The organism is Curtobacterium sp. NPDC089689 (assembly GCF_044749145.1).
In the GTDB taxonomy this organism is placed as follows: Bacteria; Actinomycetota; Actinomycetes; order Actinomycetales; family Microbacteriaceae; genus Curtobacterium.
In genome coordinates this window covers 336,627-350,092 of sequence record NZ_JBIVHJ010000002.1, presented here as the reverse complement: position 1 = coordinate 350,092, position 13,466 = coordinate 336,627, and the positions used below count along the sequence as shown (strand labels likewise).

14 protein-coding genes are annotated in these 13,466 nt (G+C 73.5%); 5 read left to right on the top strand and 9 right to left on the bottom strand.

What is annotated here, in order from left to right; genetic code table 11:
• Positions 1–11: 11 nt before the first annotated feature.
• Together ACIPYW_RS09855 and ACIPYW_RS09850 are read left to right on the top strand one after the other, a co-directional pair.
• The gene (locus ACIPYW_RS09855) at positions 12–605 is read left to right on the top strand and encodes a GNAT family N-acetyltransferase (protein ID WP_400412947.1); all 594 of its coding nucleotides are present in this window, start codon (positions 12–14) and stop codon (positions 603–605) included.
• Positions 602–1,063 (top strand): SRPBCC family protein, encoded by a 462-nt coding sequence (locus ACIPYW_RS09850; protein ID WP_400412946.1) that lies wholly within the window; start codon positions 602–604, stop codon positions 1,061–1,063. The genes ACIPYW_RS09855 and ACIPYW_RS09850 overlap by 4 nt, the downstream gene beginning before the upstream one ends.
• A 7-nt stretch (positions 1,064–1,070) precedes the next feature.
• Here ACIPYW_RS09850 and ACIPYW_RS09845 read toward each other — a convergent pair whose 3' ends face one another.
• Positions 1,071–1,790 (bottom strand): VIT1/CCC1 transporter family protein, encoded by a 720-nt coding sequence (locus ACIPYW_RS09845; RefSeq protein WP_290131107.1) that lies wholly within the window; start codon positions 1,788–1,790, stop codon positions 1,071–1,073.
• 182 nt (positions 1,791–1,972) lie between these two features.
• On the opposite strand from ACIPYW_RS09845, the gene ACIPYW_RS09840 reads away from it, so the two are divergent.
• Complete coding sequence (locus ACIPYW_RS09840) at positions 1,973–2,701, top strand: VOC family protein (RefSeq protein WP_400412944.1); 729 nt, start codon at positions 1,973–1,975, stop codon at positions 2,699–2,701.
• Here the strand turns inward: ACIPYW_RS09840 and ACIPYW_RS09835 are convergent.
• Together ACIPYW_RS09835 and ACIPYW_RS09830 are read right to left on the bottom strand one after the other, a co-directional pair.
• A complete protein-coding gene (locus ACIPYW_RS09835) occupies positions 2,658–3,152 on the bottom strand; it encodes a GNAT family N-acetyltransferase (RefSeq protein ID WP_400412943.1) in 495 nt (164 codons plus the stop codon). The genes ACIPYW_RS09840 and ACIPYW_RS09835 overlap by 44 nt on opposite strands.
• A gap of 4 nt (positions 3,153–3,156) precedes the next feature.
• The gene (locus ACIPYW_RS09830; RefSeq protein ID WP_400412941.1) at positions 3,157–4,560 is read right to left on the bottom strand and encodes an LLM class flavin-dependent oxidoreductase; all 1,404 of its coding nucleotides are present in this window, start codon (positions 4,558–4,560) and stop codon (positions 3,157–3,159) included.
• 195 nt (positions 4,561–4,755) lie between these two features.
• Between ACIPYW_RS09830 and ACIPYW_RS09825 the strand changes: the two genes are divergently transcribed.
• The gene (locus ACIPYW_RS09825) at positions 4,756–5,712 is read left to right on the top strand and encodes a helix-turn-helix transcriptional regulator (RefSeq protein WP_400412939.1); all 957 of its coding nucleotides are present in this window, start codon (positions 4,756–4,758) and stop codon (positions 5,710–5,712) included.
• A gap of 34 nt (positions 5,713–5,746) precedes the next feature.
• On the opposite strand, the gene sufU is transcribed toward ACIPYW_RS09825, so the two are convergent.
• The 6 genes from sufU to ACIPYW_RS09795 form a co-directional block, all read right to left on the bottom strand.
• Positions 5,747–6,190 (bottom strand): Fe-S cluster assembly sulfur transfer protein SufU, encoded by a 444-nt coding sequence (gene sufU / locus ACIPYW_RS09820; protein WP_400412937.1) that lies wholly within the window; start codon positions 6,188–6,190, stop codon positions 5,747–5,749.
• Positions 6,187–7,506: an aminotransferase class V-fold PLP-dependent enzyme gene (locus ACIPYW_RS09815; protein WP_400413588.1), complete on the bottom strand. Its 1,320-nt coding sequence runs from the start codon at positions 7,504–7,506 to the stop codon at positions 6,187–6,189. The genes sufU and ACIPYW_RS09815 overlap by 4 nt, the downstream gene beginning before the upstream one ends.
• Before the next feature lie 103 nt (positions 7,507–7,609).
• Positions 7,610–7,822 (bottom strand): antitoxin, encoded by a 213-nt coding sequence (locus ACIPYW_RS09810; protein WP_400412936.1) that lies wholly within the window; start codon positions 7,820–7,822, stop codon positions 7,610–7,612.
• Positions 7,823–7,910: 88 nt separating this feature from the next.
• Positions 7,911–9,194, bottom strand: coding sequence for a chloride channel protein (locus ACIPYW_RS09805; protein WP_400412934.1), 1,284 nt, complete (start codon positions 9,192–9,194; stop codon positions 7,911–7,913).
• Between the two features lie 96 nt (positions 9,195–9,290).
• The gene (locus tag ACIPYW_RS09800; RefSeq protein ID WP_400412933.1) at positions 9,291–11,399 is read right to left on the bottom strand and encodes an alpha-galactosidase; all 2,109 of its coding nucleotides are present in this window, start codon (positions 11,397–11,399) and stop codon (positions 9,291–9,293) included.
• Positions 11,400–11,533: 134 nt separating this feature from the next.
• On the bottom strand, positions 11,534–12,517 hold the full coding sequence (locus tag ACIPYW_RS09795; RefSeq protein ID WP_400412932.1) for a magnesium and cobalt transport protein CorA: 984 nt from the start codon (positions 12,515–12,517) through the stop codon (positions 11,534–11,536).
• 79 nt (positions 12,518–12,596) lie between these two features.
• Between ACIPYW_RS09795 and ACIPYW_RS09790 the strand changes: the two genes are divergently transcribed.
• Positions 12,597–13,466, top strand: an 870-nt coding sequence (locus tag ACIPYW_RS09790) for a hypothetical protein (RefSeq protein ID WP_400412931.1), incomplete at its 3' end; no start/stop codon positions are given.

The window sequence follows — 13,466 nt, the reverse complement described above, 5'->3', positions numbered from 1 at the left end:
GGCTCGGGCTCATGGACCCCGTGACGCTCAGGACGGACCGCCTGGTGCTCTCGCCGCCGGAGCAGTCCGACGCCGACGCCGTCATCGCGTACGCCACGGACCCGGACGTCATCGCGTACACCCCGGTACCCGTGCCGTACGGTCGCGCCGAGTTCGCGGAGTGGCTCGAGCGGTGCCGTACCGGCTGGGCCGAGCGCTCCCGGCTCGCCTGGGCGATGCGCCGCGCCGAGGACCCGCGGTTGCTCGGCACGGTCGAGCTGTTCGGCATCGCGGACGGGTCCGCGGAGGTCGGCTACGCCGTCCACCCCGACGGCCGCGGGCACGGGTTCACGACGGAGGCGGTCTCCCGCATCGTGGACTGGGCGTTCGCCGAGCCGCCGCACGGCCTCGGCCTCGTCCGCGTGCAGTGGCGTGCGATCGCGACGAACCGTGCCTCCGCCGCGATCGCCCGCCGCGTCGGCATGTCGTTCGAGGGCCTCCGGCGCTCGGCCAGCGTGCACCGAGGTCGACGACACGACGAGGCGCTCGCCGCGGTCCTCCGCGACGACGACCGGTCGGCTCCGCAGGGCTGGCTCGCCTCCCCGTACGGCTGGCCCGCCGCGTGACGGTCCGGTTCCGGCTCGACACCCACCTCGACTGCCCGCCCGAGCGGGCGTTCGCACTGTCCCTCGACATCGGCGCGCACGAGCGCTCGCTCGCCGGGACGGGCGAACGCGCCGTCGGCGGTGTGACGACCGGCAGGATCGGCCTCGGCGAGACGGTCACGTTCCGCGCCCGCCACCTCGGCGTCGTCTGGCGGCTCACGAGCCGCATCACCGCACTGGAGGCGCCACACCGGTTCGTCGACGAACAGGTGCGTGGGCCGTTCGCCCGGTTCCGGCACGAGCACCGCTTCGAACGCGCCGGCACCGGCACGCGGATGGTCGACGACGTCGTCGTCACGGCGCCCTTCGGGCCCCTCGGACGGCTCGCCGAGTTCGTGGTCCTGGACGGCTACCTGCGCCGCCTGTTGTCGACGAGGAACGCCGCGCTGGCCGCCGAGGCGGCCGCAGCCGAGACCTGACCGGTCGTCAGACCGCGTGCGCCCCGAGCAGCGCACCGGCGGCGTAGGTCGCGGCGAGCGCCAGTGCGCCACCCACGACGACGCGGATCGTCGCACGGCCCCGGGCAGCCCCACCGAGCGCGGCACCGGTCGCCCCGGTGACGGCGAGCGCGACGAGGACGGCCACGACGGTCACCGCGACCCGCACGGCCTCCGGCGCCAGGAGCATCGCGAGGAACGGGAGCGCCGCCCCCGTGGTGAAGGTCGCCGCGGAGACCCAGGCGGCACGCCACGGGCTGACGACCTCGTCCTCGGCGTCGCGGAGGGCGGCCTCGGCCCGGAGCGCTCGGACCTCGGGTCGGACGAGCTCGGCTGCGACCGAAGACGCCACCTCCGGCGCGACCCCGAGCCCCCGGTAGTGCGCCGCGATGGTGTCGGCGTCCTCGGACTCCGCCTCGAGCTGCGCCTGCTGCGCAGCCTGACCGGTGCGCTGGGCATCACGGGCACCGCTCACGGAGACGTACTCGCCGAGGGCCATCGAGACCGCCCCGCCCACGAGCGCTGCGGTGCCGGCGGCGATGACCGGGCCGGTCCCGGCGCCTGCCCCGGCGACGCCGACGAGCACGGCGGCGACGGACACGATGCCGTCGTTCGCGCCGAGCAGTCCGGCGCGGAGCCAGTTGAGCTTCGCGGCGCTGGTGGCGTCGTGATCGGTGGCGGGGAGCACGAGGTCCGATGCGGTCGACATGCGACGAGGATGCCACCGTCGAGGACGTTCCGCCAGCAAGGTGAGGCTGCCCTGACCTGGGGTTTCGTGGTGAGGGCAGCCTCACCTGCGTGACCGCCCGACACTGCGGGAAACCGCACCCTTCCCCGCATCGGAGGCACCCCCGGCGAGGAGTCGGACGGCCCGGATGACACACTCCAGCCATGGGCAGGGGAATCAGGATCGACCACGTGGGCGTCACGGTGCCGGACATCGACGCTGCCACGGCGTTCTTCGAGGCGGCGCTCGACGCCGTCTTCCTCTACGACGTCCGGTGCCGGACCGAGGAGCCACGGAGCACCCCGGAGGTGCACGGCTACCTCGGCATCCCGTCGACCATGGCGCAGGGTGCCATCCGGATGCTCGCGCTCCCGGAGGGGCCCGGGCTCGAGCTGTTCGAGTACCTCGGGCCGGACCAGCACTCCCCCGCCGCACCGTCGGACCTCGGTTGGCAGCACGTCGCCCTGTACGTGGACGACATCGACGCCGCGCTCGAGAAGGTCGAACGAGCCGGCGGACTGCGGAACTCCGACCCGCGGGAGCTGCGCGGCGTCGAGGCCGGCGAGGGCAACCGCTTCGTGTACACCCGGACGCCGTGGGGCTCGACGCTCGAACTCGTGAGCTACCCGACCCCGCAGCCGTACCTGCTCACCGCGCCCCGGGCGAAGTGGGAGCCGTGGCCGTCACCCGAGGACGCGCAGCGCGAGCCCGTCGGGGCGCTGGGGACCGCCGTCGCGTCGTGGGCGGACGGCTCCCCGTTCCGCCGCCGGGGCGTCGACGCACTGCACCCCGAGCCGGTGCCCGCCTGGTCGGCACTCCTGGCGGCGACGTGGCGAGCGGTCGCCGCCGTCATCGCCCCCCGGCGACCCAGGCGCGCGTCGATCGACCGCTGAGCGGGTGCGCGAAGGGCTCGCCGGCCGGCCGGAACCCGGCACCGCGGTAGAGCCGGACGGCGGGCGCGTTGTCCTCGAGCGCGTGCAGGACCACCCGCGGGTGTCCCGCACGGCCCGCCTCGGTGACGGCCGCCTCGAGCAGCTCCCGCCCGACGCCACGGCCCTGTGCCCGCGGCGCCACCGCCAGGAGCGACAGGTACGCCGCGTCGGCCGGGTCGCCGGCACCACCGGTGCCCGGGGCCGTCACGAGCACGAAGCCGGCGATGCCCGCGCCGTCCTCGGCCACCACGAGCGCGACCCGGTGCACGCCGAACTTCGTCACTGCGCGCCGGCGCACGGCGTCGGACTCGGGGAGACCGTCACGGACGGCGACGGCGGACACCCAGAGGTCCGTGCACGCCGTGTCCTCGTCCCCCGAGGCTGCACGGAGGACGAAGGACGGGAAGGTCACCCGGTCAGCCTACGACCGACCGCTCGCCGATCCGGTAGGCGGCACCGCGGTGCTCCTCGGTCAGCCGGTCACCGCGTCCGTGCAGCTTGTGCCGGAGGGAACCTTCCTCGTACCCCTCGGGGTAGACACCGCGGGCCCGCAGCTCCGGGACGACGAACTCGATGACGTCCTCCCACGTGCCCGGCGTCACCGCGTAGGCGAGGTTGAACCCGTCGACGTCGGTCTGCTCCTGGATCCGCTGCAGCGTGTCCGCGATCGTGGCGCCGGAGCCGACCGCGACCGGTCCGAGTCCACCGATCGCGGTGTGCCGGGCGAGGTCCCGGATGGTCCACTTCGAGCCGTCGGTGCCCTCGGCCGCGGAGATGTTCGCCGCCGCCGACTGGATCGCGTTCGACTCGACGTCGCCGAGCGGCTCGTCGAGCTCCCACTGCGCGAGGTCCACGCCCATCCAGCCGGAGTTCAGCACGAGGGCACCCTCCTCCGACGCGTACGACAGGTAGTCCTCGTACTTCGCCTGGGCGGCCTCGTCGGTGGTGTCCGTGATCACGGTGAGCAGTGAGTAGACGCGGGCGGCGTACCGGTCGCGACCAGCTGCCTCCAGGGCGTCCCGGATCTTCGTGACGGTCGCGGCCAACTGCGGCAGGGTCGGCGCCCCGACGAACACCGCCTCGGCGTTCTCGGCCGCGAAGCGGACGCCTCGCGGGGACGCACCGGCCTGGTAGATGACGGGCGTGCGCTGCACCGACGGCTCGGAGAGGTGGATGCCCGGGACGTCGAAGTGCTTCCCGTGGTGCTCGATCGGGTGCACCTTCGCCGGGTCGGTGAAGACCCCGGTCGCACGGTCCTCGACGACGGCGTCGTCCTCCCACGAGCCCTCCCAGAGCTTGTAGAGGACCTCGAGGTACTCGTCCGCGACGTCGTAGCGGTCGTCGTGCGACAGCTGGTCCGTCTGCCCCATGTTGCGGGCCGCGCTCGGCAGGTACCCGGTCACGACGTTCCACCCGACCCGGCCCTTCGTGAGGTGGTCGAGTGTCGACATGCGCCGCGCGAACGGGTACGGGTGCTCGTAGGCGGTCCCGGCGGTGATGCCGAACCCGAGGTGCTCGGTCACCGCCGCCATCGCCGAGACGAGGAGCACGGGGTCGTTCACGGGCACCTGCGACCCGGTCCGGAGCGCCGACTCGTCCGACCCGCCGTACACGTCGTACGTGCCGAGGACGTCGGCGATGAAGATGCCGTCGAACGCGCCGCCCTCGAGGATCTTCGCGAGGTCCGTCCAGTACGACAGGTCGTTGTAGTGCCGCGAGCGGTCAAGGGGGTGGCGCCACAGCCCGGAGGACTGGTGCGCGACGCAGTTCATGTCGAACGCGTTGAAGCGGATCTGCCGGGGTGCGCTGTCGGTCGTCACGATCGCGACGCTACGGGCGGGCCGTCGCGTCCGCCACGGACGTTGCGTCGTGTGACACGCCCGGCCGGGAGGCACGGGTGCTGCCCGTCCCACGGGTCGCGTCCGGCGGGCGCACCGTCCGCAGCGCGCGGGTGCGCTGTCCGCACGCCGAACGATTGCTGGGCACCGGTGCGCTCGCCACGGCAGGATGCAGGGGTGCCCCAGACCATGCAGCGCACCCGGTGGTCCGCGACGACCCAGGACCCGGCCCAGGCGTCGGAGCAGCTCCGCGCGCTCCCCGACCTGCGTCGCGTCGACGTCGAGCCCGGCGCCGACGGCTTCGCGTTCGACATGCGTCGGCGCGGGACCGACCTGCTCTCCCTGTGGTCCTCCGCGTCCTCGGGCGAGGTCCGTGGTGACGTGCAGGCCGACACCGCGATGGTCCTCTTCTGGTTGAAGTCCGGCACCGGCGCCGTCGACGAGGACCACGACGTCCCGACCGGTCGGCCGTCGCTCTTCCGGCACGACCCCCAACACGTGCGGTGGACCGGGTACGAGCTCGACCTCATCCGCATCGACCGACGGACCGTCGAGGAGGTCGCAGCCGAGCGGGGCGCCTGGCGTCCCGGCCCCCTGCGCTTCCAGCCGCACCACATCCCCGAGGGCCCCGCGCTCGCCGCGTGGTGGCTCATGGTCCGGACCGTGGCCGCCGACGTGCTCCGCGGCCCCTCCGTCGTGCCGGAAGCCCGCGAGCGGGAGCTGACGCGCTTCGCCGCCGGTGGGCTCCTCACCGCGATCCCGCACTGGCCGATCGGCGAGCAGGGGCCACCCCCGACCGCAGCGGCCGCCCGGTTCGCGCGCGCCGAGGGGTTCCTGCTCGACCACGCCACGGAGCAGATCTCGGTCGAGGACGTCGCCGACGCCGCCGGCCTCAGCATCCGCGGCCTGCAGGAGGCGTTCCGGCGGCACCACGGCGTCACCCCGACGACGTACCTCCGGCGGATCCGGCTGCTGCTCGCACGGGAGCAGCTCGAGTCCGGCGAGGCCGAGAGCGTCGGCGACGTCGCGCGTGCGGTCGGGTTCGGCCACCTCGGGCGCTTCGCGAGCAGCTACCGCGCGGAGTTCGGCGAGCTGCCCCGCGAGACGTGGTCGGCATCGCGGAAGGACCGCTGAGGCACGAGGCGTCGCGCGGACCGACGGCGGGACGTCAGGCGGTGGCCTCGCGCGCGGCTGCCTCGGCGGCGACCCAGGCGAGCATGCCGCACTTGACCCGCATCACGAACTTCGAGACGCCGTGGAACGCGACGAGGTCCTCGAGGACGTCCTCGTCGGGCTCGCCGGCCCCGCGGGAGCGCATCATCTCGCGGAACGCCTCCGTGAGCGCGAGGAACTCGGGGACGGTCCGGCCGGGCACCATGTCGGTGAGCACGGACGCGGACGCCATCGAGATCGAGCAGCCGTCGCCCTGCCACGCGAGCTCGGCGATGCGGTCGGTCCCCGGTTCGAGCCGGACCCGGACGGTGATCTCGTCGCCGCAGGTCGGGTTGCGTTCGAAGTGCTCCGCGTCCGCGGAGTCGAGGGGGCCGTCGCCGTGGCGGGCCCTGGCGTGGTCGAGGATGACCTGCTGGTAGAGGGAGTCGAGGGCGTTCACCGGGCGGCCCCCTCGTCCGACGGCTCGCTCGACGCGCCGAAGTAGTCGCGGATCTCGCCGACCGCCTGCACGAAGCGGTCGACGTCCGACTCGGTCGTGTACACGTAGGTGCTCGCCCGGGTCGTCGCGACGAGTCCCAGTCGACGGTGCAACGGCTGGGCGCAGTGGTGGCCGGAGCGCACCGCGATCCCCTGCGCGTCGAGGTACTGCGCGACGTCGTGCGCGTGCACGCCGTCGACGTCGAACGACACCAACCCCGAGCGGGGCACCCCGGCCGGCGGCCCGACGACACGGACCCCCTCGACGGCCGCGAGCCCGTCGAGCATGCGCTGTGCGAGGTGCTCCTCGTGCGCGCGGACCTGCTCCGTACCGAGCCGCTCGAGGTACCGGACGGCCTCGGCCAGGGCGACCGCCTGCGACACCGGCTGCGTCCCCGCCTCGAAGCGCTCCGGCGCCGGCATGTACTCGCTCGACTCCATCGTCACGGTGGTGATCATCGAGCCGCCGGTGCGGAACGGCGGCAGCGCGTCGAGGAGCTCCGCGCGGCCCCAGAGGACGCCGATGCCGTTCGGCCCGAGCATCTTGTGCCCCGAGAACGCCGCGAAGTCGACACCGAGCTGCCCGAGGTCGAGCGGCCGGTGCGGTGCCGACTGGCAGGCGTCGAGGACGACGAGCGCCCCCTTCGCGTGGGCGAGCGCGACGACCTCGGCGACCGGGGCCACCATGCCGGTGACGTTCGAGACGTGGGCGAAGGCGACGACCTTCGTGCGGTCGGTGATGTGCTCGGCGGCGTCCGCGGCCGTCCAGGTGCCCTCGTCGCTGACGGGGATCCAGCGCAGCGTCGCGCCCGTGGTCGCGGCGAGCTCCTGCCACGGGACGAGGTTCGCGTGGTGCTCGGCCTCGGTGACCAGGACCTCGTCGCCGGGCCCGAGCCGGAAGCGCTCGGCGGCGGGACCGCCCCGGCCGCGGCTGGCGTTCACGAAGCCGTACGCCACGAGGTTGAGGGCGTCGGTGGCGTTCGCCGTCCAGACGACCTCCCGCGGGGCGGCGGCGCCGACGAAGCGCGCGACCGTGGCCCGCGCGTCCTCGTAGGCGTCGGTGCTCAGCGCCGCGAGCGTGTGCGCGCCGCGGTGGACCGCCGCGTTGTCACGCTCGAGGAACGCGCGCTCGGCGTCGAGCACCTGGACCGGGCGTTGCGCGGTGGCACCGGAGTCGAGGTAGGCGAGCGGCTGCCCGTTCACGTCCTGCTGCAGGATCGGGAAGTCCGCGCGGATGCGCAGCACCTCGTCCTCGGTGAGCGGTGTGCTCGGTCCCACGATGGTCACGACTGGTCCTCCCGGTGTCGCCGGTCACGCGACGACCCGTCAATCGTGGTCGTTGTTCCCGCCGACGTCCAGTCGGACCGTCGTGGACCCCGTGCTACTCGTTGCCGACGTGCTTGTCAGCGGTGTCGCGCGCGCTGTCGATCTTGTCGTCGAACTTGCCACCGGTGGCCTTCTTGACGGCATCGGCGACGCCGTCGAGCACCTTGTCGCTGACGTCCTCGGCCTTCTCGCTCTTCAGCGCGTCCTGCACCTTGCCGTCCTGCAGGAACTGCTGCGCCTTCTTGGTGATGTCGTCGAACCCGGCCATGATCGGCTCCTCCACTCGGCGGAGCACGTCCGCCCCGCGTGCGGCCGATGGTAGGCGTTCGGCCCGTCGGTGTCCGGGCGCCACCTGCTCAGGCCATCTGGGCGCTGCGGCGGCGGGCGAGCACGTACGAGACGGCGACCGACCCGGCGACGGCGAGCAGGGCGGGCACGAGGATGTCCGTCCCCTGCTGGGTGAACTCCACGACGAGCACGAGTGCCGTGAAGGGCGCCCGCATGGTCGTCGCGAGGAACGCCGCCGCGCCCACGAACGCGAACGCCGCGAGCGACGTCGAGTCGACGGGCCAGAGCAGCAACCACAGCCCGCCGAGGCCGCCGCCGATGGCCGAACCGATCGCGATGGACGGGGTGAGGGTGCCGCCGACCGCTCCGGCGCCGATGGTGACCGCGGTGGTCGCGGTCTTCAGGATCCCGAGGACGAGCAGCAGCAGGATCGGGACGAGCCCGAGGACGGAGGCGTCGTCGAGGGCGGCGTTCATCGCGACGACGCCGAGCGCCCGACCGTTCCCGAGGACCTCGGGGAACGGCACCGCGACGAGCCCGACGAGCGCGAACGCGACCGGGAGCACGACGAGCAGGTGCCAGCCCTTCGGCGCGATCCCCTGCAACCGGTTCGTCAGCTTCACGAACCCGACCCCCGCGAAGCCGAGGACCGGCCCGACGACCACCGACCAGACGAGCAGCGACTCCGACATCGGCATCGCGGGCACGTGGTAGAGCACCTCGTCCGGGATCACGAGCCGTGCGGTGAAGGCGGCGATCGCGCTCGTGGCGAAGGCCGGCAGCGCGGTCGCGAAGGTGAGCTCACCGAGGAGCACCTCGACCGCGAACAAGGCCCCGCCGAGCGGCACGTCGTACACGGCGGCGAGGCCGGCTGCGGCACCGCACGCGACGAGGATGCGGGTCTCCCGGGCCGTGAGCCCCGCACGGACGGTCACGAGCTGGGCGAGCCACGCGCCGAGCTCACGCGGGGCCACCTCCTTGCCGATGGAGCCGCCGAGGCCGACCGCGAGGATCTGCACGCCCGCGTTCGCGACGGTCGAGAACGCGGGCATCCGCTTCCCGGAGACCGCGGCGGTCACGGCGACCGTGGATCTCGCCCAGCGTCGGAGCGCCCACCACGCGACCGCGGTCAGGACCCCGGCCGCGGCGACCGCGAGGAACCGGCGCCACCCGGAGTCGGCGTCCGCTGCCTCGAGGTGTCCGCCGTAGGGGAAGCCGAACGCGACGAACTGGATCAGCTGGAGCGCGAGCCACACCGCGACGCCGGCGATGCCGCCCGCGACGCCGACGAGGGCGGTGACGACGGCGATGCGGAGCGCCCAGATCGGGGTGGCGTGACCGGTGCGCGGCATGGCGACGAGCCTACCGAGCACCGGTCACACGTCCGACCGCCGTGACGCCGGACGACAGGGCGCGGGCCCTCCGCCGTGACGCCGGACGACGAGGGGTCAGACCGCCGTGACCCGGAACGGCACCACGGCGTCGGCGGGCAGGTGCGGCGGCTGGACGCCGACCGTCGTGAGCACCCGGCCGGAGAACTCGCGGGCGCCTGCCCACCACGCGGGTGCCTTCAGGCCGTGCAGCTCGCCGACGACGACGGGGTCGACCCGGTAGCGCGTCCCCTGGTCGAGGTCGCGGAAGCGCACCCGGCCGGTGTTCGACACGTCCGACCATCCGGTGCTCGCGAGGAAGAACACCGCGCTCCGCTGGTCCGGCGCGACGGTGCCGTACACGAGGCGTGTCGGCTCGACATCGTCGAGCCGCACGAGGTCGCCGCCGTGCAGGAGCGGCCGGAGCTCCTTGTAGAGCGCGGTCCACGCGGCGAGGTCGCGGAGCTCGTCATCGGTCGCGCGGGCGAGGTCCCACTCGATGCCGAGGTGCCCGACGAGCGCGGTCCCGGCCCGGAAGGCGAGGTCGTGGTACCGGCCCGTCGTGTGGTTCGTGCCGCTCGCGACGTGCGCGCCGAGGAGCTCGGGCGGCAGGAGCTGCTGCGTCCAGCGGTGCATCCGCTGCCGTTCGGACGGGTCGATGCAGTCGGACACCCACACGCGGTCGGTGTGCTCGATGACACCGAGGTCGACGCGGGCGCCGCCGGACGAGCACGACTCGATCTCGAGCGCCGGGAAGCGTTCCTTGAGCGTCGCCATCAGCCGGTAGGTGGCGAGGGTCTGCTCGTGCACGGCTGCTCCGCCGCCGGGGAACCCCGCCTCGACGAGGTCGCGGTTGTGGTCCCACTTGACGTAGTCGACGCCGTACTCGCCGATGATCGCGGTCATCCGCTCGAGGACGTACGCGAAGGCCTCGGGGATCGCGAGGTCGAGCACCTGCTGGTCACGGGAACGCACGGGCAGCCGGCCGTCGGCCTGCATGATCCACTCGGGGTGCGCCCGCGCGAGGTCACTGTCCTCGTTCACCATCTCCGGTTCGAACCACAGGCCGAACTGCATGCCGAGCGCGCGGACCCGGTCGACGATCGGACCGAGGCCGTCCGGCCAGACGCCCTCGTCGACGTACCAGTCGCCGAGCCCGGCGTGGTCGTCCCGGCGGTGGCGGAACCAGCCGTCGTCGAGGACGTAGCGCTCGACACCGAGGGCCGCGGCGCGCTCGGCGAGGTCGGTGAGCCGGTCGAGGTCGTGGTCGAAGTAGACGGCCTCCCAGACGTTGATCGTCATCGGGCGCGGGGTCGACGGGTGCTGCGGACGACGACGCAGCCAGCGGTGGAAGCGTCGGGCCTGGTCGTCGAGGCCGTCCCCGTACGCGAACCACACCCACGGCGTCCGGTACGACTCCCCTGCTCGGAGCCGGGCCTCGCCCGGCAGCAGGAGCTCCCCGCCGCCGACGACCTGCCGCCCGGTCGACAGCCGCTCGGCGAGGTGCCGGTGGTTGCCGCTCCAGCCGGTGTGCACGCCCCAGACCTCGCCGTGGCCGAACCCGAACCCGGGCTCCCCGACCGAGAGCACCGTCGCGGCGTCGGGCCCGGTGCGTCCCCGACGGTTGTCGCGCTCGTGCGTCCCGACGTGCAGGGTGCTGCGCTGCGGGGTCCGCTCGCCGCCCCACCGTCCGGCGAGGTCGAGGACCTCACGGGCGCGGTCCGGGATCGGCAGCGCGAGGTGCACGTCGTCGAGCGTGTAGGTGCCCTCCCCGGTGTTGGTCACCTCGGCGCGGGTGCGGACGAGCCCCGAGGAGGTCAGCTCGACCTCGAGCACGACCGCGAGCCCGGCGGTCTCGTCGCTCCCGCGCGCGACGACGGCGGAGTCGGTGACGTCGAGCGAGGACACCGTGAACGCCGGCGACCAGTCGTGTCCGTCGCGGTGCCCGGAGATGCCCGGTCGGCCGTTCCACCCGCGGTGCGGCTCCGGCAGCACCGCGAGGCGCACCGGCACGTCGGCCTCGTTCGGCGCGACGACGGCGACGTCGGCGACGGCCAGGGCGGCGAGGTCTTCCGGGGGCACGTCGCCCAGGGCGGCGCCCCAGTGGACGACGGCTGGGAGCGCTCCCGGAGAACAATCGAGGACGAGGGAGACACCCTCGGCGGTGAGGTGGACGACGTCGGTCATGCTCCGACCTTGGCGGGGATCGCGTGCGACACGCAAGCGCGGTGTGCGGTCGCACAGCGACCGGCCGTCGGACGGGAGGCCCGTGGCGGCGCCGCCACGGGCCTCCCGTCCGACGCATCACGCGTCGCGAGCCGTCAGAACCAGCGTTTGACCTTGAACACCACGAAGAGGATCGCCGCGAACAGGATCATCGCGAGGATGGACAGGGGGTACCCCCACGTCCACTGCAACTCGGGCATGTGCGTGAAGTTCATCCCGTAGATCGCCGCGATGAGCGTCGGTGCGAAGAGGATCGCCGCCCAGCCGGAGATGCGCTTCGTGTCGTCGTTCTGCTTCTGCGCCGCGAGCGTCGAGTCGACGGTCAGGGCGTTCTGCAGCAGTTGCCGGAAGGTGTCGAGGCGCTCCACCGTGCGGATCGCGTGGTCGAGGACGTCACGGAAGCGGCGCTGCATCTCGACGGGCAGGTGGTACTTCTCCGCGCCCCGGTGCAGGTTCTCGATCATGTACACGAGGGGTCGGGCGGCCCGCTGGAACGCGACCACCTCGCCGAACAGCTCGTAGATGCGCTTCGAGACGCCGGCGACACCGGCGAAGAGCTGGTCCTCGATCTGGTTGATGTCCTCCTCGAGACCGTCGATCACCGGCAGGTAGCCGTCGACGATCGAGTCCATCAGCGCCCAGAGCTGCGCCTGCGGACCCGCCGTGACGAGGCCGGGCTTACCGCTCATCCGCTGCAGGGCACGGGGGACGGCCTGCGGCCCGCGGGGGTCCGCGGGGACGACCGCGAGGAAGAAGTCCTCGCCGACGAAGGCGTGCACCTCGCCGAACTCGACCTCCTCCTTCGCGTCGTGGTAGACCGCGGGCTTCAGGACCACGAAGAGGGTCTTGCCGTACCGCTCGAGCTTCGGCCGCTGGTGACCCTCGGCGGAGTCCTCGACGGCGAGCTCGTGCAGGCCGAGCGCGACGGCCACGTCCCCGAGCTCCTCGGCATCGGGCTGGTGGAGCACGATGCACGCACTCGCGCCCTGGTCCTCGAGCATCCGGAAGGTGTCGGGGAGCGACGGACACGCGATCGGCGCGATCTTGTCGACGTACACGGTGTTCAGCTCGACGCTCACGTCCCCCACCGTACGCAGGACGCGCAGGGTGTGGGCGCGTACCGTCCCGGTCATCAGCATGCTGACGAAGGGAGTGGACATGACTGGGACACGGACGTGGCGGATCGTCGTCGTCGTGAGCGCGGTGATCGCGGTGGTCGGGTCGTTCATCGGGTCGGGAGCCGCGGGCGGCACCCCGATCCAGGACGCCGCGGGCGGAGCACTCTCCGCGTCGTCGACGTCGATCGCGCCGGACGGGCCCGCGTTCGGCATCTGGTCGGGGATCTACCTCGGACTGATCGTGTACGCCGTGCGGCAGCTGTTCCGGACCGCCGACGACGAGCGGCACGCGCGACTGGCCCTGCCGGCGACGCTCTCCCTCCTGCTCAACGCGGCGTGGATCCTGTCCGTGCAGTTCGGCTTCCTCTGGGCGAGCGAGCCGATCATCGTCGCGCTGCTCGTGGTGCTCGTGTGGACGTTCACGATCCTGCGGCGCACCCGGCCGTCCGGCGTCGTCGAGGCGATCGTCACCGACGGCACCTTCGGGCTCTACCTCGGGTGGGTCTGCGTGGCCACGGCGGCGAACACCGCGGCGGTGCTCACGGCCGCGGGCTTCCGGGGCTTCGGGCTCGGGCAGGACGTCTGGGGCGTGCTCGTCGCGGCGGTGGCCGGGCTCGTCGGGGTCCTGCTCGCGGTGTGGGGTCGCGGGCGGCTCGCTCCGACGGTCTCGCTGTGCTGGGGGCTCGCGTGGGTGGCGGTCGGACGGCTCGACGGGCCGCTCGTCTCGGTGCCGACGGCCGTGACGGCCGTGGTGGCCGTGGTCGTCGTCGTGCTCGTCACGCTCCTGGCCCGGACCCGCGCAGGGTGGGCGGCCCGCCGGCGGGGGGGGGGGGGGGGGGGGGGGGGGCCCCCCCCCCCCCCCCCGCGGGGGGGGGCCCGCCCCCGGGAGAGGGCCCCCCGGCGCGCGCCC

What these genes read in the sequence shown, in the direction of transcription:
- ACIPYW_RS09855 (WP_400412947.1), top strand. Translation starts at nt 12, where the DNA reads ATGGACCCCGTGACGCTCAGGACGGACCGCCTGGTGCTCTCGCCGCCG.
- ACIPYW_RS09810 (WP_400412936.1), bottom strand. Translation starts at nt 7,822, where the DNA reads ATGGCCGGGTTCGACGACATCACCAAGAAGGCGCAGCAGTTCCTGCAG.
- ACIPYW_RS09800 (WP_400412933.1), bottom strand. Translation starts at nt 11,399, where the DNA reads ATGACCGACGTCGTCCACCTCACCGCCGAGGGTGTCTCCCTCGTCCTC.
- ACIPYW_RS09805 (WP_400412934.1), bottom strand. Translation starts at nt 9,194, where the DNA reads ATGCCGCGCACCGGTCACGCCACCCCGATCTGGGCGCTCCGCATCGCC.
- ACIPYW_RS09845 (WP_290131107.1), bottom strand. Translation starts at nt 1,790, where the DNA reads ATGTCGACCGCATCGGACCTCGTGCTCCCCGCCACCGATCACGACGCC.
- ACIPYW_RS09840 (WP_400412944.1), top strand. Translation starts at nt 1,973, where the DNA reads ATGGGCAGGGGAATCAGGATCGACCACGTGGGCGTCACGGTGCCGGAC.